Here is a 22,003-nt window from a genome sequence, read left to right on the forward strand (position 1 = left end):
CAGCTACTCAATTTATCTTTTTAAGTTGGTAATGTTGCCTTACCATTGGTTGTGCTAAAACAAAAGGAATTAAACGTAATAAACATTCATTCTTATGTTTTTCTAATTCTGGAAGTTGCTCAAAAGGGACTAAACTGCAATTCAATTGTTGTTTTTCATCATTCTGTTTCGCATAAAGCCAGCCATCTGTGAGGCGCTCTTGATAAAAACGCTGATGCTCTAACTTTAACATTGGGGTAAGATATTGTTGAATTACACAATGTAATTCTGCTATTAACAAATCTTGAGAACCATATTCTTTTTGATGTACTAATTCAAATCCAAGCTCTCTCAGTTTGATAAATAAATGATCTGCTGCACAACGATTCGAATGTCTAAATCCTTCCTGTAAAGACTCGTGCCAATCCTTATTGGCTAAATCAATATTTTCTAAAAATGCACGTGCAAATTGAGGTCCAAACTCAACGGACTTTATTGGCGGAAACGCACGGCTACGAACAGCTTTATAAGCAGTATGTATAATTAACGATAATACATCATTCGCTTCTTCATAAGGATAATTAATATTACTTTGAATAATCGAAAAATAGTATATATCTTGATTATCAACTTCATTAGCTTGGGCAACTAGATTGAGCTTTTCTACATAAGCAAGGTCTTTTCCAAATAAACAAGCTGTGAGATAAGCGGGTACTTGAAGTGCGGTTAAGCTTTGTCTAATTTTATAACATGCTTCCAATACCACGTAATCTGTTTCATCTGTAATATAAATGTGGTTAAATGCACCATGTTTTGCTATTACATCAGTAAGTAACGCTGGTGAAATATGTGTTTCACAGCATACATAATGATTTGATTCTAATGGGAATCCGCCTCCCCCATAAATTTTCTTACCCTGATTTTCTTTTAATAAGAGCGGATTCTCCTGCAAAAACTGTTCGTAAGCCTCTAGATGCTGACTAAAAATACTTAAATAAATCTTCTTAATATTTAAATAAACACAATTACGCATAATATTTAAAATTAATTGCTGCGTAAGAGGAGTAAATCCCACAATCCCAATATGTAAAACACCATTCGTTGATAATGAACTTTCCCTTAATGGGGGACGTTTTTGCAATAATAAACGTGCTGCACTATGAATCGCATTTCCCCAGACAATTTCACCTTTTTCACTACGATATTGCTCAAAAAGATACTCTTGATTAGCAATCCGCGACATTAATCGGTTTGTCACATTAATTAATAAACGAGGTTTACTATTCGTTCTATTAAGGAGTGAAATAATAGATTCAGCTAATGTAATATTAGTTTCATCTTGATGATCAATTAAATAAATAGTTTTAGCAGATTTTAAATTCAAACTATTTAATTGTTCAAAAGATAACTCTGGTAAATGAAGTAATCGATAATTACTGTTAGGCAATTCGCTATAATAGTCGATTCCTTCTTTCGAAATATCAACAAAGAGTTTCCGACCTGGATGTTTAATTAGCATACTAGAAACAAAAGCTAATTTAGTTGTACTAAACACAACCATACATGGAGGAAATAACTTTAGGCTAAGAAATGTTAGCTTCTGACCTATCACTTGTAGAAACAATTTAACGACAGCAACAATTGTAAATAATGGTAACGCAAATCTTGCTAATTCTATTTGCCAATTTGGGGCATGTTCCTCCCCATTAATCACAATTAATTTAATACTGTTGTATAAACCATCTACAAATGAATAATGTTGCTCACGATAGCCCCATAAACCGAGACAGAAAAAAATACTCAAGAGGAAATAAATAGTATAGCCTTTATTTTGGGCTCTACGCTGTAATTGATTCATCATATCCGTTTATTTTAAATCGCTTTATATTTGGAAATGAAAGTAAATAATTAATAATGGGCATCATCAAATACCCACATAAAAATTAGGGACGCGATTATAATCAAAAACGAGAATAAAAGACAAACAATTTATAGCAAAACCTGATTTATTTAATTTAATTAAATAAATTTATTCCTCACAGATATCAAGTGAAATATTTTTGTCATAAAAGCTAGCTTAAATGCCTTAACCCATATTGATATAAAAAGTTTTTTTTATAATGATATAACTCAGCTACAATAGCAGCAGCTTTCTTCAAAGGTAATTCTTGACTGATTAATTTTAATGCTTTGATCGCTTGGGGATCGATTTCCTCTTTTTCAGATTTTGGTTTGCCTTCAATAATTAAGACTATTTCACCTTTGATTCTATTTGGGTCCTCTTGTAACCATTGGCGTAAATTCGCAACATTATCACCGACAATCGTTTCCCATGTTTTTGTTATTTCACGTGCTAACACAACATAACGCTCTTTACCAAAAACTTCCTCTATATCAACTAACGTATCTAAAATACGGTGTGTAGACTCATAAAAAATTAAAGTGCGGTCTTCTTCGGCTAAATTTTTTAATTTATCACATCTTGCTTTTGTTTTAGCTGGTAAAAAGCCTTCAAAACAAAACCTATCTGAAGGAATTCCTGATGCACAAAGTGCAGTAATAGCTGCACAAGCACCTGGTAAAGGGACTATTTTGATTCCAGCTTGACGACATTGTCGTACTAAATGAAAACCAGGATCACTGATCAAAGGTGTGCCAGCATCAGAAATCAACGCAATATGATATCCCTGCTGTAATTTTTCTACTAAAAGATGGGCTTTTTGTTGTTCATTATGATCATGTAACGCAAAAAAAGGTTTTTTAATCCCATAATGACTCAATAACAAACCACTATGTCTAGTATCTTCCGCGACAATTAAATCTACGTTAGAAAAAACCTCTAATGCACGTTGTGTAATATCTTGTAAATTACCAATCGGTGTGGCGACAATATATAAAATTCCTGTTAAATTATTCATTTGAGACTTCTTTTATTTGCTTTTAATGAGTGAGATAAGTAAGATCTTTCTATTGTTGTTAACAAACGGAGTAATCATGACTATTCTATTACAACACATTAATTTAAAAAATCGATTAATGCCTTTTTTCTTTACTCTTTTTCTTGCTAGCTGTACTACGTTATTTGATAGTGGCTCAAAGAGTGCTTTAAGAAGCGATGCAAATGCAAGCTCTGAATTTTATATGAATAAAATGTATCAGGCACAAAATATTGAAGAACAACAAACTTATAAACTATTAGCTGCTCGTGTATTAATTACAGAAAATAAATTACCACAAGCACAAGCATTATTAGCAGAATTAAAACAGTTAACAGATGAACAATTACTTGATAAATCTATCATTGATGCCCACATTTCAGCGGTTAAACAACAAAATACTGTCGCTGAAAATCAACTGAAATTAATCAATCTAGCCAAATTAAGCAATTCACAAATGGCTCGTTATTATGAAATTGCCGCACGAATTGCAGAAAACCGTTATGATGTGATAGAGGCTGTTAAAGCACGAATTCAAATAGATCAATACTTATCGGATGTACCTCGCAAACAAGCTAATATTGACCGCACTTGGACTTTATTACGCAATGCTAATCGAGGGGTGATCAATAATGCTATGGCAAATGGTAATGCAGCACTAGGCGGATGGCTAGCTCTAGTACGCGCTTATAATGCTAACCTAAGTAGTCCAGTACAATTAAGTTCAGCTATTCAACAATGGAAAGTTGCCTACCCAACTCACTCTGCGGCTTACTTATTTCCAACTGAATTACAAAGTTTATTTAACTTCCAACAAACAACTTTTTCACAAGTAGCATTATTATTGCCATTAAGTGGTAACGCTCAACTCATTGGTAATACAATAAAAGCAGGATTTGATGCATCTAAAGATAATTCAGGTGCACAAGTACAAATATTTGATACTATGGCCACACCTATCGATCAAATTCTTGATCAAGTAAAACAATCAGGAATTAGAACTGTAGTCGGTCCGTTGCTAAAACAAAATGTAGATACCATTTTAAATAATCCTAGCTTAGTACAAGGATTAGATGTGTTAACATTAAACTCAACCTCAAATGAACGCACTATCGGACAATTATGTTATTACGGATTATCACCTGAGGATGAGGCTGAGTCTGCCGCAAATAAAATGTGGAGCGATGGTATCCGTACCCCACTAGTTTTTGTACCGCAAAATGATCTTGGTCGTCGTACTGCATCTGCATTTAATATTCGCTGGCAACAACTTGCCGCAACTGATGCCAATATTAAATTTTATACTCAAGCAGCAGATATTACTTATAGTTTAGAAAGCGCCAGTCAAAGTGTACAAGGAATCTATATCGTAGCGATGAGTGAACAATTAGCAGAAATTAAGACAACTATTGATAACAGCAATGGACAAGTTAAATTATATGCTAGCTCACGTAGTAACTCTGCCAATAACGGCCCTGAATATCGATTATTGATGGAGGGATTACAATTTAGTGATATTCCATTCTTTAAAGATGTCACATCTGCACAATACAAAAAAATTGAAAAACTTACTAAAGGTGACTTTTCACTTATGCGTCTCTACGCAATGGGTGCTGATGCATGGTTGCTAATTAATCACTTTAATGAATTACGTCAAGTACCAGGCTATAATATCGATGGTTTAACAGGTAAACTGAGTGCGGGTGCAAACTGTAATATTGAACGAGAGATGACTTGGTTCCAATACCAAAGTGGTGGAATCATCTCATTGAACTAAAAATGTTCTCATTAAGTCGTCAACAAGGGGCGAGATTTGAATACCAAGCTCGCCTTTTTTTAGAGTCCAAAGGTCTACAATTTATTGCTGCGAATCAATCGTTTAAATGTGGTGAACTTGATTTAATCATGTTAGATCAAGAAACTATCGTTTTCATTGAGGTTCGCCAGCGTAGAAATAACCGATTTGGCTCTGCAATTGAAAGTGTTGATTGGTATAAACAACAAAAATGGCTAAATGCCGCTAACTTATGGCTTGCTCAACAAGAGCGTAGTTTGGAAGATACTGATTGCCGTTTTGACCTTATTGCCTTCGGTAAAACAACACAAGATATCGAATGGATAATGAATTTTCTTGATGAATAACTATGTTAGAAAAACTTAAAGATTTATACACTGAAAGTATTCAAACTCATATCTCTGCCTCGAGTTTATTACCTAATAATATTACCCAAGCAGCTCAAAGTATTGTTGATTGTTTGTTAAGAGGTAATAAAATTATTGCTTGTGGTAATGGTCGTTCTTACATTAATGCACAATTGCTAGTTGCTAATTTACTCAATCGATATGACTTAACTCGTCCCAGTTTTCCTTCTATCTTGTTAAGCCTTGATAATGCGGTTAATGCATCCATGATGCTGGACAACAATACAGATACAGCCTTTCAGCGCCAATTTAATGCTATAGCTCAGGCAGGTGATATTCTAGTTGCTTTTTCCCCGCTACCTCATAATGAAGATCTTATTACTAACGTAATTAATTGTGCTGTGAATAAAGGTATTATTGTTATTGTACTCACAGGCTCAGGTAATGATCATATTCAAGGATTTTTAACTGAAAATGATCTTGAAATTTCTGTTCCCGCTGTAAAAGAAAGCCGGATAATTGAAAATCACTGTTTCATTGTTAATCTCATCTGTGAGCTTATTGATCATACTCTATTTTCTCATTCATAACTTGACAATAACACTAATTTCAAGAACACTAAATTCAACTATACATAATATCAGGAGAACTATTATGCAAATGAATACATTCAAAAAACTCTCTGTAATTTTAGCTTCCGCTATCTTGCTACAGGGTTGTGTTGCAGCAACAATTGCTGGTACTGCAGCAGTTGCAACTAAAGTAGCAACTGATCCAAGAACGGTTGGTACTCAAGTTGATGATGAAACTTTAGAAGAAAAAGTTCGTATCGCCATTTATAAAGATGAGCAAGTAAAATCTGAAGCTCGTATTAATATTGTTTCCTATAGTGGGCGCATTTTATTAATTGGTCAGGCACCAAATAGCAATCTAGCCGAAGTTGCAACTAGCCTAGCAAAAGGAGTTGAAAATGTAACTGAGGTCTATAACCAAATTCGTATTCAACCACAAATCACATTTGGACAAATTGCTAAAGATGGTATTATGACAACAGAAATTAAATCCAAAATGCTTGTCGACTCACGTGTTAAATCAACTGATATTAAAGTAATCACTGAAAATGGCGAAGTATTTTTAATGGGAAATGTCACTCAAGCACAAGCTGAAGCAGCTGCTGATGTTTCTCGTAATGTTTCAGGTGTGAAGAAAGTCGTCAAAGTATTTAACTATTTAAATTAATTTATAGTTATTGACCAATGAATTCTAAAGTGCGGTCAATAGATTGAAATTTTTGACCGCACTTTATCCCTTTAATTTAATCAAGTTCTAAATTAGATATTTTTAGCACTTAAATAACGTTCTACTGTATCAACGATAGCTTGAGTTTGTGGATCGATCTCAATATTCACGTTATCTCCCACTCTACGCTGTCCAATTAAAGTGCGTGTTAAAGTTTCTGGAATCAAGTTAACGCAAAATTGCTGTAGTTTTACTTCACCAATAGTTAAGCTTATACCATCAATTGCAATAAAACCCTTCGTCAGAATATATTTCATAATATCTGCATTTGGTAATTCAAACCAAATTTGGCAATTATTTTCTGAAATAATGATGTCTTTTACTTCAGCAGTACAATACACATGACCAGACAAAATATGTCCACCTATTTCCGTTCCCATTTGCATCGCTCGTTCAATATTTACAGAATCGCCCACTGTAAATTCACCTAGATTTGTAATACGTAGTGTTTCACGCATTAAATCAAAACTCACTAAGTCATCGTTAATTTCCGTTACGGTCAAACAAACACCATTATTAGCAACTGAAGCACCTATTTCTAGACCATTAAGCATTTCTTGTGGCATTTTTATAGTCTGTGTTCTAAAATTAGCCTTGTCTTGAATAGAAACAATTTTTGCAGTTCCTTGTACAATACCTGTAAACATAGTCATCTCTCTTTAAACAAAATATCTGCTTATTATAACAAACTCGGACTTTTTATGAAATTTATAGATTTTAATGCCTATCAAACTGAAGCAAAAAAACTGATTGTCATTGCCTTACCTATTCTTATGGCACAAATTGCACAAAACTCAATGGGATTAGTAGATACAATCATGTCTGGACGAGTCAGTTCTGCTGATATGGCAGCGATTTCTGTCGGCGCCTCTATTTGGTTTCCTTTAGTTCTATTTGGACATGGACTACTACTTGCTCTACCGCCTACAATTTCTTATCTCAATGGGTCAGGTAAACGCGATCAAATCGCCCATCAAGTTCGCCAAGGTATTTGGATTATTTTATTTAGCTGTTTACCTTTAGGCTTGCTTATTTATTACAGTAATTTCGTTTTTGATTACATGCAAGTCGAAGCACATCTCAAAAGTATCACGCTTGGTTATTTACACGCCATGATCTGGGGACTACCTGCTTACTTGCTGATGATAAATTTTCGCTGCTTAAACGATGGTATTGCTAAGACTAAACCTGCTATGGTTATTACTTTTCTTGGTTTAGGGTTAAATATTCCTCTCAATTATATTTTTATTTACGGTAAGTTTGGTGTACCTGCATTTGGTGCGGTAGGATGTGGTATTGCCACAGCTATTGTAAATTGGTTTATGTGTGTTTTGATGATTCTCTATTGTAAAAATGCACGTAATCAACGCGATTTAAAAGTTTTTGAAAAGATTCTTGAAAAACCTAATTTCACGACATTAAAAAAACTCCTCAATTTAGGTTTTCCTATTGCGGTTGCACTATTTTGTGAAGTCGCATTATTTGCCTTAACAGCTTTATTACTCTCTCCATTAGGTACAGATATTGTTGCAAGCCATCAAATTGCACTGAATACCAGCTCATTCTTATTTATGCTACCGATGTCACTAGGTATGGCAGCAACAATTCTTGTTGGTCAACGATTAGGTGAAGGCTCGACAGATAAAGCGAAGAAAGTATGCTACTCAGCATTAATCGTCGGTTTACTGATCGCAGTAGTTACGGCAACTATCACCGTCATTTTTCGTGTAGAAATTGCCCAAATTTTTGTCAAAGATACCGAAGTTATTGCAATGGCTGGTACATTATTACTCCTTGCAGCACTCTATCAGTTCTCAGATACAGTACAGGTTGTTGCTGGTGGCGCATTACGTGGTTATAAGGATACTAAAGCAATTTTATATATCACACTGTTTTGTTACTGGGTGGTTGGTATGCCTATTGGCTACACATTAGCTCGAACAGATATTTTAGTGACACCATTAGGCGCAGAGGGTTTTTGGATTGGATTTGTTGTCAGCTTAACTATTGCTGCATTTTTACTAATGATTAGAATGTATAAAATTCACAATCAGCCTGACAGTATGTTATTCGCTAATTTAGAGAGATTAAAATAATGGAAAAGATAATCAATGTTGGTATTGCTGGCTTTGGTATGTCTGCCAAAACATTTCATTCCCCCTTTTTAGATCTGGATCCTCGTTTTCAGATAAAAAAAGTCTTTGAACGTACTACAATGCATTCAAAAACATATTACCCTTATGTAGAAGTTGTACATGATTTTGAATTACTATTAACACCTGAGATTGATCTCATTATTATTACAACCCCCAACCAAACACATTACGAATTAGCTCAAAAAGCCATTCTATCAGGTAAACACGTGGTTGTTGAGAAACCGCTAGCAATTACAGCTCAAGAAGCCAAAATACTAGATAACTTAGCACATGAAAAAAAGGTTATGCTATCTGTTTATCAAAATCGTCGTTGGGATAGCGGTGCATTAACAGTAAAAAAGCTCATTGAAAATCATTTATTGGGTGATATTGTTGAGTATGAAATCCGATATGAGCGTTTTAGCCCACATAAAAATAAAAAGGTATGGAAAGAAACAGGAGAGTTAGGTACAGGGCTAGTATATGATCTTGGTGTTCATCTTATTGATCATGTCGTTGATTTGTTTGGAATACCAACCGCACTTTATGCCGATATCACAAAACAAAACGCTGAAAGTGGTAGTGATGATAGCTTTAGAATTACATTCTATTACACTAATAAAAAAGTCATCATGTCTTCAACTAAATTTGCCAGAGAACAAGCACCACATATCATTTTACAAGGTAAATTGGGATCATATATAAAGCCTAAATTGGATAATCAAGAAACACTTTTAATAGCGGGTATCAAACCTGAAGGTAATTGGAATCAAGAATTAGAACAAGACTGGGGAATTTTACATACTGAAATAAATAGTTCTGTTATACGTAAAAATATTGAAGGAGAGCGTGGCAATTATCAAGCCTATTACGATAATATTTATACCACATTAACAACGAATCTCTCATCACTGATAGTGACAGCAAAACAGGCATACCAAGTCTTATTCCTGATTGAAAAAGCTTACGAAAGCGCTCAAAAAGGACAAAAAATTATAATTAATTTAAATTAATGCAAAAAAAAACGGTAGGTTATCATACCTACCGTTTTTTATAATTTAGTCGTTTTATTCAACTACAAGCGTACGACAAGTATTTGTACCACTTGCCAATAACTCGTCACCTTGTGTTAGTAAAACTAAATCCCCTGCAACTAAGAAGCCTTTCTCTTTTAATAATCGAATTGCTGCCGCTGCACCTTTAGAATTACGACTTACATCATCAAAGTAAATTGGTGTCACACCACGATATAATGCACATAGATTTAAAGCATCTTGATTGCGTGATAATGCAAAGATTGGTAAACCAGAGCTAATACGTGACATTAAAAGTGCTGTACGACCAGTATGTGTCATCGCAATAATTGCTGCAACACCTTTCATATGATTAGCTGCATACATCGCGGACATTGCTACAGACTCTTCAATTGATTCAAATTGAATTTCCATACGATGGCGAGAAACATTGATACTAGGCATTTTTTCTGCACCTAAGCAAACTTTTGCCATTGTGGCTACTGTTTCTGAAGGATATTGACCAGCCGCTGTTTCGGCAGAAAGCATTACTGCATCGGTACCATCTAATACAGCATTCGCTACGTCCATTACTTCTGCTCGAGTTGGCATAGGATTACTGATCATTGATTCCATCATTTGTGTTGCAGTAATGACAACACGGTTTAACTGACGTGCACGGCGAATTAATTTTTTCTGTACACCTACTAATTCAGGATCACCGATTTCCACACCTAAGTCACCGCGAGCAACCATAATCACATCAGAAGCTAAAATAATATCGTCCATTGCTTCTGTTGTAGCCACAGTTTCTGCACGTTCAACTTTAGCAACAATTTTTGCATTTAATCCAGCCGCTAGGGCTAATTCACGTGCATAATTTAAGTCAGCACTAGAACGAGGGAAAGAAACCGCTAAATAATCGACACCAATTTTAGCAGCAAGTAAAATATCATTCTTATCTTTTTCTGTTAAAGCATCTGCTGATAAACCACCACCTAATTTATTGATCCCCTTGTTGTTTGATAGAGGACCACCCACAGTCACTTCAGTAAATACTTTACTTCCCTCTGTCGATAGCACTTTTAACTGCACACGACCATCATCTAATAATAAAATATCACCAGGAACAACATCTTGAGGTAATGTTTTATAATCTAAACCAACACCTTCTTGTGTACCCTCACCTTTTGGTAAGTCTGCATCAAGAACAAATTTATCACCAATATTTAAGAAAATTTTTCCATCTTTAAATGTAGAAACACGAATTTTTGGTCCTTGTAAGTCACCTAAAATCGCAACAGTTTTACCTAGTTTTTTTGCAATTTCACGAACTTTTTCAGCACGACCGATATGATCTTCTGGCGTACCATGAGAAAAGTTCATTCGAACAACATTAGCCCCTGCCATGATAATTTTTTCAAGATTATTACCACGCTCTGTTGAAGGGCCCATCGTACATACGATCTTCGTTCTTCTTAGTCTTCTAGACATTACCTACTCCGTAAATAAATAAATTATAAAATATTGTTCCTAGCTTTCTTTACATAAATCAAGATTGCAAGAAAAAACTGTGTAACATTATACGCTGAAAATAAAATTAGATCGAGATCACAAATTGGAAATTCCCCTTTTAAACTAGAAGAAATATGATTATTTTTTTATCACTTAACAAAACAAATAGAAAAAATTCTTGTTTTATGATTTAAAAATCTATATGATGACCGAGCTTTCAAACTGCGACTATAGCTCAGTTGGTTAGAGCACCACCTTGACATGGTGGGGGTCACTGGTTCGAGTCCAGCTAGTCGCACCATCTTCTAATCCCTTGTCTTACGACGAGGGATTTTTTATTGTGTTTTAATAAACTAACAAGTTGATTTTATTAAATTTTATCTTTCTTCCTCTTATTTTTTACTTTCCCATACTTTTACAGCCAGTCAATTTAGTTATACGCTTAACCATAACGACGAAATATTTCAAAAAATACGTATAGCTAAAATCACCAAAAACCTTGCTGTTTAAGATCTTGCTCATGATTATTTTTGCTTTTAGTTATAAAAACATTGCCCATCCTGACGACTATTTTACAATGTACTTAATTTTTATCGCCATATTCAATGCTATAACAAATTTTAGTTTACTGACATATCCTTTTTTGTTTATTTGAAATACAATTGAAATCACCTGCATTGATGACAACTCTTAGGAGAATACATATGAAAAAGCTCTTTTTATTAAGTAGTCTATTACTTGCTTTAACGGCTTGCAAAACAGAGATTGAAAAAGACGTGTCATTGAAATCATTGTTAAATGAACCTATCAACACTCAAACTGCCATATTAAATGTACAAATAGCGTCTTGTCATAATCATGACGATTCGAGAAAACCTTCAGAAGACTTACTTAAGACTCAACAAAAAATTCCTACGGTGTTCACAAATGCAAAATATAAAGAATGTTTTTCTAAACAATTTGATTCTTTCGCTAGTTTTGAAATTCCTATCGATATAGGTAGGTTTGATAGTCAATCTAAATTTAAGAATGATGTTAGTATTTACAGCTATAAAAATCGCCAATTAAATGTCAGAACGAGTCCTCAACTGACTAAAAATATTAATGATTTTATTGAAAGTGAATTTATCACTAACTTAGATTTTAATATTTTAATTACACTAAAAAATGATACAAAAGAGAGCCACTCATTTAATGTATATTCTGCTTATATAGACGATGAACCTATCGCAATTGATTATTTAACTCTTGAGCCCAATACTGAAATTAAGATTAGGCTTTCTAATGCCTCTGCGGATAGTTTATGGATATATGAAGACGGTGGTGAAGTAATCGTATTAAGCACCGCATTTGATCTAAATAAAATACTAGATGAGCTTGATAACACGTCAAAATAAAATAGACAGATATAAAAAATCCCCTAATTTTTGTTAGGGGATTTTTATGCTTTGAACAAATTTTAATTAAATAACTTGTACATCAATCGCTGAAGGACCACGTTGTGAATCTTGTACACTATACTCTACACGATCACCTTCATTTAAAGTTCTATAATTAGAACCAATAATACCTGAAAAATGTACGAATAAATCTTTACTACCGTCTGCTGGAGTAATGAAACCAAAACCTTTATCAGAATTGAACCATTTTACTGTGCCATTGAATTTAGACATGTTGTCTTCCTCTTAATGAATTAAAATTAATATATTTAATGCTTGAAACAAGCGTGGTGCTAATAACTGTTACTTAAATAAAGATGAGTAAGAGTGCTTTTCAAGTAACAAATTTAACGCTTGTAAATGAGGAAGAACTGTACTAACTAACTTATATAAAGACGGGTCTAGCGGAATGCATTAGAACACGTTACTTTGATTAAAGCAAATAATATTTCACATTATTTTTAAATAAGTTCCATCATTATAATTTATTCTACTGATAAATCTTCATTTTACTTTGTTAACATTGCATTGTTCTCGCTTTTTTATTATCCTACCATTAGAGTCAACTATTAAAAATACATAAGGGTACATAATGAAAAATGAGCTAATTTGTTACAAAAAAATGCCTGTTTGGACTGCAACTTCATTGCCAAAAATGTTTCAAGAGAAACATAATACTAAAGTGGGAACTTGGGGAAAACTTACTGTTTTAACAGGACAACTCAAATTCTACGAATTAACAGAAGACGGAAAAGTCGTAAGTGAACATATTTTTACCTCTAAAAGCGACATTCCGTTAGTTGAGCCACAAGTCTGGCATAAAGTTGAACCTATTTCTGACGATTTAGAATGCTATCTGGAATTTCATTGTAAGAAAGAAGATTATTTCCACAAAAAATACAACATGACAGCAACACATTCTGAAGTGAAAAATGCAGTAAATATATTATCACCTTGTAAAGTGTTAGATTTAGGCTGTGGTCAAGGTCGTAATTCCCTCTTTTTGAGTCTATTAGGTTACAATGTCACGTCTTGGGATCATAATGAAAATAGTATTAAATTCTTAACTGACACAGCTGAAAAAGAAAATTTGCCAATTCAGACCGCACTTTATGATATTAATTCAGCAAATATTCAAGAAAACTATGACTTTATTCTTTCTACTGTAGTCTTTATGTTCTTAAATCGTGACCGAATTCCACAGATTATTGAAAATATGCAAAGCCATACTAATATTGGTGGTTATAATTTAATTGTTGCAGCAATGTCTACCGATGATGTGCCTTGCCCAATCCCTTTTTCTTTTACATTTAAAGCAGGAGAATTAAAACAATATTATCAAGATTGGGAGTTGATTAAATATAGTGAAGAAATGGGTGAATTACATAAAACTGATGAAAATGGTAATCGAATTAAAATGAAATTTGTGACTATGCTAGCAAAGAAAAAATAAGCAACAACGCCCTGTTACTAGGGCGTTTTATTTCCTTTAAGCTCCTAATTTTCGGATTGGGAAATCTAAAATTTCTGCTAGACTCAGTACTGTTTCTACGTCCGTTTTTAGGCAGGGTAAAAAGCAGTAACTTTCTAAACAGGTTTCAATATCTAATAAACTATAATTTGATCCTGTTTCAAATTTTCTAGCAAGTTCATCAAGCTGTAAGTTCTCTTCTTCAGTAAATTCAAAAGGTTTATCTTGGTATTTAGCAAGATAATTAACTAATTCCTCATAATCCATTTGCCAATGGTCTTCATATGTTGAAGTTAAATATTCACATAATAGAAAGCGATAATTTAAAAAATGAGGCTTGACGGTTCCATAAAAACCTTCATCTTTCACTTGCTGAATTAACTGTTTTTGTTGCTGTTGAATGTCGCTCCAACGCGCTTTAAATCCTTCTATATTTTGAATCCCTGTCAATTGACAAAACTGTTCTAAATACAATGAATAGGCTTCCAAGTTTTTTTGTTTAAGTGGCATTTCTGGTAAGGTGAAACCTGCTGCTTCAATAGAAAGCGATTGACATATCTGTCCAATTGCCTGCTCTAATAATGACCAATATGTTTTATCTAATTTTTCTTCACTGTCTATTTCTAAGCTACGAGCATGCTTCATCTCTTCAAAAATGCTACCAAATTTATTTGGCACAACTAAAATTTTAAAGCGCTGATATCCTTGCCGATCAGTATAAGGTGTACAAAAGAAAGTCACTTGTTCATATCTTGCTTTTTTTGCTTTCAAATATGCTTGAATCGGTGCTGTACCAAAACTGATCATAATAAAACAATAATTATTGCCATCAATTAATTCTGTTTTCGGAACAGGCTCTATATTTGCTTTCCATAACAATTCCGCTAAAGCATCATAATGATCTGTATAACCTGCATCTGCTAAGGTGAGTGCAATCATTTCTTTTTCATCATCATCGACATCAACAAAATGCGTTGGATAATAATAGTAATCAAGCAAAATGTCTGTTTTAAATAAGTTATTAGGTATTTCAACACTGTAGCTCTCATTATCTAAATATACTTCAATGTTAATTAATGCATTTAAGATATGATCATACATAATCTACCCTCATATAAAGAATCATACTGTTCAATGTCGTACAATGAATTAGCATACCAATCGCAAATAAGCTAACAAAAAACTAACCGCACTTTACTCTTCTTAAGTAAACTGCGGTCAGTTTTAATTAAGTTTTAAGCTAGTAATATAGACTCACTACTCATCAATTGTACGTAGTAATTCATTAATACCAACTTTACCTCTTGTTTTTTCATCTACTTTTTTCACGATGACTGCACAATATAAGCTGTATTTGCCACATTTAGATGGGAGGCTACCAGAAACTACCACAGAACCTGCTGGCACACGACCATAAGTAATTTCACCTGTTTCACGATCATAAATCTTAGTAGATTGACCGATAAATACTCCCATAGAAATCACTGAGCCTTCTTCAACGATCACACCTTCTACAATTTCAGAACGTGCACCGATAAAACAATTGTCTTCAATAATCGTTGGATTTGCTTGTAACGGCTCTAACACACCACCAATACCAACACCGCCAGATAAATGGACATTTTTACCAATTTGTGCGCAAGATCCTACAGTTGCCCAAGTATCTACCATTGTGCCTTCATCAACTCGTGCCCCAATATTGACATAAGATGGCATCAAGACAGTATTTTTTGCAATATAAGCCCCTTTACGTACTGCTGCTGGCGGCACAACACGGAAACCCTCTTGTTGAAAACGTGCTTCATCATAATCAGCAAATTTCATTGGCACTTTGTCGTAATAATTAGTTTCTCCGCCTGCAACTAATTCATTGTCATTAATGCGAAATGATAATAAAACGGCTTTTTTTAGCCATTGGTGAGTGACCCATTCTCCATCAATTTTTTCTGCAACGCGATATTTTCCACTATCTAAGCCCTCAATAGCCTCTTCGACTGCTGCTCGAGTTTGTTGATCAACTGTTTTAGGTGTAATTTCAGCGCGTTTTTCAAAGGCAGCTTCAATGATATGTTGTAATGACATGTTATGTTCCTCAATGGATTAAAACTTAAGGCTAATAGTTTTACCATATTTCACGCTAAAACTCATCTGTTAATTTGTAAGAGCATCTGGCATCTCACATGATAAAAAATGATGAAAGATTGCTCACAGAAATGGATTTCAGGTAGAATAAGATCATAAATCTATCGCAGAGGATCGCTTTATGAATAAACGAAATTTCTTTTCCCTATTCGGGTTATTAACAATGGTTTTCATGCTAACAAGCTGTTGGGAGAATAAAGAAGATGATAAAAACGCAATCAGCTTTACTCTCAATCCAATTGAATCTACTAACTATTATGAAAATCCCAAAGAAGTTTATCCATTAGTGATTACATTTAATGGTCCCGCAGCTCCCATCACCTCAGTTAATAAAGAAGTCCAAGAAGGCATTAGCATTGAGCCTGCAATAAAAGGAAAATGGTTTTGGAATACTGATACAATGCTTTCATTTAAACCAGAAAATGATTGGCCTGCTGGTCAGGAATATAAAATTAAAATAGATGAAAAAATCTTAAACCCACAACACACTTATGTAAAAGCTTTAAAAAAACCTTTCACTGTCACAACACCAAGTTTTAGTGCCGACATCACTGAACAATATTTTTACCAAGATCCAAATCAAGCACATATTCGCTATGCTATTGTAGGAGTTTCTTTTTCCCACCCTGTTGATAAAGAAAAATTTGAAAAAGCGATTCAAATTAATTTAGTCCGCCAAAATAATGACGATACTCGCCATGTCATTTCACCATTAAAATTTAAAGTACGTTACGGGGAAAATGATCTTGTTGCTTGGATTCATTCTGATAGTGTGAGCTTAGCACAAAGTAATAATCAATATATTGAAACTAAAATTAACCAAAATCTGACCGCACTTTTAGGCGGCAATCCATTAGAAGAGAGTTTGGTTGCAAATGTAGAAGTGCCAACTAAATTTAGTCTTGATTATTCGAGTGGTATTATCATTGCACAAAATGAGAAAAATGAAGCCGAACAAATCTTAAATTTAACTTTTACGAAATTGGTTAAAGGCAGTGATATTGCTAAAAATATTGCGGCATTCTTGTTACCAGAAAAAGCACCTAACAATAATTCCCATTGGAATTACAACCAAATTAATCAAGCGCTTTTAAATCAAGCAGAAAAAGTTACATTAAAGCTATTGCCAACTGAAACAGCTTATACTCATACTCAAAATTTCCAGCTTGATATTCCAGAAAAACGTTGTCTCTATCTACAAATTAACCATCATTTCTCTGCTCTAGGGGGATATCAATTTAAAAAACCATTAGGTGAACTTATTTGTGCGCCAGAATATCCAAAACACGTAGGGTTTATTGGCAATGGGTCTATTCTTTCTTCAGTAGGCGAACAAAAACTAACAATCAGCTCTCGCAATTTTAACGAAATAAAATTACAAGTTGGTCGTATCCAAGAAGAGCAATTACGCCATCTTGTCTCATTAAATCAAGGTGATTTTCAAAGTCCCAATTTAGGTCAATTAAAAATTGATCATATTGCGGACTTTATGACGAAAACTTATACCGTCAATAATCAGTATCCACAAAAAACAAATTATATTGGCATTGATTTAGCACATTTATTTAAAACCAATACGCTATCTGCAGGAATATATTGGTTAAAAGTCAGCGGTGATGATAAAAACATTTCCTCTTCACTACGTGATACTTCACAAAACTACGACTGGCGAAATGATGCGAACAACCAATTTTCTGACTACCGCTTAATTGTACTGACCGATTTAGGAATTATTGCGAAAAAAGCAAACGATGGTTCACAAATGGTTTTTGTGCAATCAATTAGTACTGGAGAAGCAGTAGAAGGCGCATCTGTTTCAGTGATTAGCCGTAATGGTTCAATTATTAAAACAGGTTTTTCTGATGAACAGGGTGTAATTCACTTTGCATCACTCGATCATTTTAAACAAGAGCTCGCTCCAGTGATGTATCTTGTTTCAACAGAAGATCAAATGTCATTCTTACCTATTGATAAATACGATAGAAGCCTTGATTATTCTCGCTTTGATGTAGGTGGCGTTTATACTGAACAAGATATGGCAGGTTTAAAAGCCTACTTATTTAATGATCGTGGGATTTATCGCCCAAATGAAACGGTTCATACAGGTATTATTACTAAATCACAAGACTGGCGAACCGCCTTGACGAATGTGCCATTGAAATTTCAAATCATTTCGCCAAGCGGTAGAACAATGTTGAAACAAACTGTTCGCTTAGATAAGAGCGGTCTTAATTCAGTTAATTTTACATTACCAGAAGTTGCAGAAACAGGAGAATGGTTTGCACAATTACTAATTGGTGAACACAACAAACAAAAAGAAATCGGCTCAATGACATTCCAAGTACAGGAATTCCAACCCGATACGCTAAAAATTAAAACAACTTTTAATCAATCCGCTGCAGAAGGCTGGATTAACCCTCGCGATCTAATCGCAACAGTAAAACTGACTAACCTTTTTGGCACACCAGCACAAAATCGTCGCGTCAGTGCAGAGTTGACGCTACATCCTGTCTTACCAAAATTCAGTCAATATGAAAATTACCAATTCTTTGATAATCAGCGTAACAAATCAGCTATTTTGTACGAAACAAGCTTAAATGAGCAGACGACAGATAAATATGGTCAAGCTACTTTCCCAATTGATTTAAGCCAATATGCTGAAAATACAGCACAAATGTTATATTTCACTGCAGATGGCTTTGAAAGTAACAGTGGACGCGCTGTTTCAACGGTTAAATCAGTCATGGTTTCAGCACAACCTTGGTTAATTGGTTATCAAAGCAATGTAGATTTAAGCTACTTAAAACGCAACACCCCACAACAAATTCACTTTATTGCGGTGAACCCAGCCTTAGAAAAAATAGCCGTTGAAGGATTAAAAGCGACGTTATTTGAACGCCAGTATCTTTCTGTACTGACACAACAGCCTTCTGGCGCCTATAAGTATGAATCGAAATTAGTGGAAAATGAAATTGAACAGCATGATATTCAACTAACTTCAGCTGGTTTAGATTTTGTGCTCAATACTAAAAAAAGTGGCGATTTTGTCCTTGTATTAACCAATGAATATGAACAAGAAGTCAATCGTATTCATTATACAGTGATCGGTAATCAAAATCTGACGGTCGCTATGGACAAAAACACTGAGTTAAAATTACGCCTGAATAAAAAACAATTCCAGCCTAACGACGAAATTGAAATTGCGATTCAAGCACCTTATGCTGGTAGCGGCTTAATTACGATTGAGCGTGATCGTGTTTATGCTCATAAATGGTTCAAAGCTACAACAAATAGTTCTGTACAACGAATTAAGTTACCTGCTAATTTTGAAGGTAATGGTTATATCAATGTACAGTTCTCGCGTGATATCAATTCATCTGATATCTTCACTAGTCCTCTGAGTTATGGTATCGCACCATTTACTGTCAATGTAGATAATCGCCGTTTGAAACTTGAATTAACCAGTCCAAAACAAGTGAAGTCAGGTGAGGTTATTGAATTTAAATTAACCAGTAATAAACCAAGTAAAGCACTTATCTATGCTGTCAATGAGGGGATTTTACAGGTCGCAAATTATAAATTTACTGATCCGTTAAACTATTTCTTCCCGAAACAAGCTTTACAAGTCCAAACATCACAGATTCTGGATTTAATCTTACCTGAGTTCAGTAAAGTAATGCAGTTTGCTAAGACAGGGGGAGATGCAGAAATAGGCATGGAACTTGCGATGAAAATGGCGATGGCTAACACTAACCCATTTAAACGTAAAGCAGATAAACCTGTTGCCTATTGGTCTGGAGTTGTTGATGTGAATGGTGAAACAACTGTCACATACCAAATACCAGAAGAATTTAATGGTAATTTAAAAGTCATGGCAATCGCGGTAAACCATGAAGGCAATCAAATTGGTCATGTAGAAACAGCCACAACAGTACGTAATGATCTCATTCTTTCACCTACTGTTCCATTAACATTAACACCAAATGATCAAGCTGAAATCAGTGTTAATATTGCGAATAACACTAACCGCACTCAACAAGTTAAAATCAAAGTTGATGTTGAACCACAGATACATCTTATTGGTGAAGTTGAAAAAATTGTTGAAGTTACCCCGATGTCAGAAAGTGCGGTCGATTTTATGATTAAAGCAACTGAGCAATTAGGTTCAAGTCAAATTCGCTTTAATGCAACTTACTTAAATGCACAGCAACAACCTCTGGATGTAATGCGTCATGTCACGCTTTCTGTCAGACCTATCATGCCAAAGCAATTTGTTACACAGATTGATAAAGTTGATGCAGGAAAAACTGTAAATACAGCATTACCACTCACACTATTTCCGCAGTATCGTACACAATCTGCGCTCTTTTCACCAACACCATTAGTGTTAGCACAAGGTATTTCGACTTATTTAAGTCAATATGATAATTATTGCACAGAACAAATTATCAGTTCCGCAATACCAACGTTATTATTCTCACAAAATAAGGCTTATCAACCGTTATTGCATAACTTAGCAGTGAATAATCTAGGTAAAACGCAAATCAACGAACAAACTATCCAGCAATCATTACAAAAAGTCTTGAGGCTTTTACCAAATCGTCAACGAGCAGATGGTAGCTATGGTGTATGGAATGACATCGAGCAAGGTGAAATCTTCCTAACGGCTTATGTTGCTCACTTCTTAATTGAAGCCCAAGAGCATCATATTCCATTACCACAAGCTTGGTTCGGTCAAAATGGTTTATTTAATAATACGATTAGTGCATTAGAATATCAGAGCATTCCACAAGAAGGTGATAGTCTAATTGATTTACGCCAACGCGCTTATTCAGCTTATTTATTAACCCGTTTAGGGCAAGTTCCATCAAATGCCCTATTATCTATTCGAACTATGCTCGAACAACATTTCAATGCTAAAGATTGGCAAAGTGATACCCTATCTGCTTGGTTATCCGCTGCCTACCAATTACTCAAACAAGATGAGGAAGCCCATAAACTGCTTGAAAATGTTATAGCAAAATTAAATAGTGAGCGTGACGTACAATGGTTATACCGCCATTATAGCGATCCTCTGATTCAAGACAGCTCAATGTTATATGTGATTGCACGCCATTTCCCGAAAGAGCTTGCAAAAGTATCCGAGAAAGTTTTAACTCGCATAGCACAAGATCTGAATCAGCAACGTTATAATACGCTCTCTTCAGCAATGGTATTATTAGCATTAGATGCTTATGCCCAACAGAATCAAGCGGAATTATCTGCATTACATATTCAGCAAAATGGACAAGATATCAGCCAAAGTAACTCACTTTTCCGTTATGCTGATTTAACAGAAACACAGATGAACTTAGATTTTGTCAATAGCAGTACACAAACAGCATGGTTTGCACTAAGTCAATCGGGCTACCCACAAAAAGCTGATAACAAAGCACTTAGTAATGGCTTAGAAATTTATCGTACTTATACTAATAAAGAGGGTAATGAAGTAAAATCGGTCCAAATTGGAGAGACCATTTATGCCACTATCAAAGTCAGATCGATTGCTGATTATTTAACTGATGTGATTATTACAGACCTTTATCCTGCTGGCTTTGAAGTGATTTGGCAATCGGACGTAGAAGAAGCTTCTGTAGATGCGTGGTATCCACAACATTCCGAAGTACGCGAAGATCGTATTTTAAGCTACGGTAATGTGGAAGGTGAAATGAAGACTTTGAAATACCAACTTAAAGCAGTGAATATTGGCACATTCCAAATTCCTCCTGTTTATGCGGAAAGTATGTACGATCGTACAATCAAAGCTTACTCTGCAAATGAAGGACAAATTAAAGTCACCAAATAACATAAAAAACTAAAATGCCTATAGGAACAGCACTATGGGCATTTTTATTTCTCTTCTTAAGATGTATAAATAATGCTTTTGGCTTTG

The 22,003-nt window shown here is 34.5% G+C and carries 16 protein-coding genes and 1 tRNA gene; 10 read left to right on the forward strand and 7 right to left on the reverse strand.

The window, feature by feature from the left end; all coding sequences use genetic code 11:
* Positions 1 to 7 precede the first annotated feature (7 nt).
* On the reverse strand, positions 8 to 1,840 hold the full coding sequence (locus tag K7G93_RS03805) for a hypothetical protein (RefSeq protein WP_228400493.1): 1,833 nt from the start codon (positions 1,838 to 1,840) through the stop codon (positions 8 to 10).
* 211 nt (positions 1,841 to 2,051) lie between these two features.
* On the reverse strand, positions 2,052 to 2,897 hold the full coding sequence (rsmI, locus tag K7G93_RS03810) for a 16S rRNA (cytidine(1402)-2'-O)-methyltransferase (protein ID WP_049214398.1): 846 nt from the start codon (positions 2,895 to 2,897) through the stop codon (positions 2,052 to 2,054).
* A 76-nt stretch (positions 2,898 to 2,973) separates the two neighbouring features.
* Here rsmI and K7G93_RS03815 point away from each other — a divergent pair, with 76 nt between their 5' ends.
* The 4 genes from K7G93_RS03815 to dolP all read left to right on the forward strand — a co-directional run bounded on the left by K7G93_RS03815 (position 2,974) and on the right by dolP (position 6,296).
* Complete coding sequence (locus tag K7G93_RS03815; protein WP_226690574.1) at positions 2,974 to 4,692, forward strand: penicillin-binding protein activator; 1,719 nt, start codon at positions 2,974 to 2,976, stop codon at positions 4,690 to 4,692.
* Positions 4,693 to 4,694: 2 nt separating this feature from the next.
* Complete coding sequence (locus tag K7G93_RS03820) at positions 4,695 to 5,057, forward strand: YraN family protein (RefSeq protein ID WP_049214396.1); 363 nt, start codon at positions 4,695 to 4,697, stop codon at positions 5,055 to 5,057.
* Between the two features lie 2 nt (positions 5,058 to 5,059).
* A complete protein-coding gene (locus K7G93_RS03825; RefSeq protein WP_226690573.1) occupies positions 5,060 to 5,647 on the forward strand; it encodes a D-sedoheptulose-7-phosphate isomerase in 588 nt (195 codons plus the stop codon).
* A 64-nt stretch (positions 5,648 to 5,711) separates the two neighbouring features.
* Entirely contained in the window at positions 5,712 to 6,296 is a 585-nt protein-coding gene (gene dolP, locus K7G93_RS03830; protein WP_049214394.1) for a division/outer membrane stress-associated lipid-binding lipoprotein, read from the forward strand.
* 92 nt (positions 6,297 to 6,388) lie between these two features.
* Here dolP and K7G93_RS03835 read toward each other — a convergent pair whose 3' ends face one another.
* Positions 6,389 to 7,003 carry a riboflavin synthase subunit alpha gene (locus tag K7G93_RS03835; protein WP_226690572.1) on the reverse strand — a complete coding sequence of 205 codons (615 nt, stop codon included), beginning with the start codon at positions 7,001 to 7,003 and terminating at the stop codon, positions 6,389 to 6,391.
* Positions 7,004 to 7,057: 54 nt separating this feature from the next.
* On the opposite strand from K7G93_RS03835, the gene K7G93_RS03840 reads away from it, so the two are divergent.
* Positions 7,058 to 8,452: an MATE family efflux transporter gene (locus K7G93_RS03840; RefSeq protein WP_049214392.1), complete on the forward strand. Its 1,395-nt coding sequence runs from the start codon at positions 7,058 to 7,060 to the stop codon at positions 8,450 to 8,452.
* Positions 8,452 to 9,504, forward strand: a complete 1,053-nt coding sequence (locus tag K7G93_RS03845) for a Gfo/Idh/MocA family oxidoreductase (protein ID WP_226690571.1) — start codon at positions 8,452 to 8,454, stop codon at positions 9,502 to 9,504. Before K7G93_RS03840 ends, K7G93_RS03845 begins: the two co-directional genes overlap by 1 nt.
* 54 nt (positions 9,505 to 9,558) lie before the next feature.
* Here the strand turns inward: K7G93_RS03845 and pyk are convergent, their stop codons facing one another.
* A complete protein-coding gene (gene pyk, locus K7G93_RS03850; protein ID WP_082303062.1) occupies positions 9,559 to 10,998 on the reverse strand; it encodes a pyruvate kinase in 1,440 nt (479 codons plus the stop codon).
* Between the two features lie 245 nt (positions 10,999 to 11,243).
* Here pyk and K7G93_RS03855 point away from each other — a divergent pair.
* Positions 11,244 to 11,320: transfer RNA gene (locus K7G93_RS03855), tRNA-Val, on the forward strand.
* Between the two features lie 403 nt (positions 11,321 to 11,723).
* Positions 11,724 to 12,416, forward strand: coding sequence for a DUF7424 family protein (locus K7G93_RS03860; protein WP_226690570.1), 693 nt, complete (start codon positions 11,724 to 11,726; stop codon positions 12,414 to 12,416).
* Between the two features lie 66 nt (positions 12,417 to 12,482).
* Here the strand turns inward: K7G93_RS03860 and cspE are convergent, their stop codons facing one another.
* Complete coding sequence (gene cspE / locus K7G93_RS03865) at positions 12,483 to 12,692, reverse strand: transcription antiterminator/RNA stability regulator CspE (protein ID WP_049214388.1); 210 nt, start codon at positions 12,690 to 12,692, stop codon at positions 12,483 to 12,485.
* A 358-nt stretch (positions 12,693 to 13,050) separates the two neighbouring features.
* Between cspE and tehB the strand changes: the two genes are divergently transcribed.
* Positions 13,051 to 13,911, forward strand: coding sequence for an SAM-dependent methyltransferase TehB (gene tehB / locus K7G93_RS03870; protein WP_228400494.1), 861 nt, complete (start codon positions 13,051 to 13,053; stop codon positions 13,909 to 13,911).
* A 36-nt stretch (positions 13,912 to 13,947) separates the two neighbouring features.
* Here the strand turns inward: tehB and K7G93_RS03875 are convergent, their stop codons facing one another.
* Both K7G93_RS03875 and dapD read right to left on the reverse strand, forming a co-directional pair.
* The gene (locus K7G93_RS03875; protein WP_228400495.1) at positions 13,948 to 15,030 is read right to left on the reverse strand and encodes a DUF7821 domain-containing protein; all 1,083 of its coding nucleotides are present in this window, start codon (positions 15,028 to 15,030) and stop codon (positions 13,948 to 13,950) included.
* Positions 15,031 to 15,186: 156 nt separating this feature from the next.
* Complete coding sequence (gene dapD, locus K7G93_RS03880) at positions 15,187 to 16,011, reverse strand: 2,3,4,5-tetrahydropyridine-2,6-dicarboxylate N-succinyltransferase (protein ID WP_049214385.1); 825 nt, start codon at positions 16,009 to 16,011, stop codon at positions 15,187 to 15,189.
* Between the two features lie 181 nt (positions 16,012 to 16,192).
* Here dapD and K7G93_RS03885 point away from each other — a divergent pair, with 181 nt between their 5' ends.
* Entirely contained in the window at positions 16,193 to 21,916 is a 5,724-nt protein-coding gene (locus tag K7G93_RS03885) for an alpha-2-macroglobulin (protein ID WP_228400496.1), read from the forward strand.
* Positions 21,917 to 22,003 lie beyond the last annotated feature (87 nt).

This window comes from Pasteurella canis, assembly GCF_020810675.1.
GTDB lineage: Bacteria > Pseudomonadota > Gammaproteobacteria > Enterobacterales > Pasteurellaceae > Pasteurella > Pasteurella canis.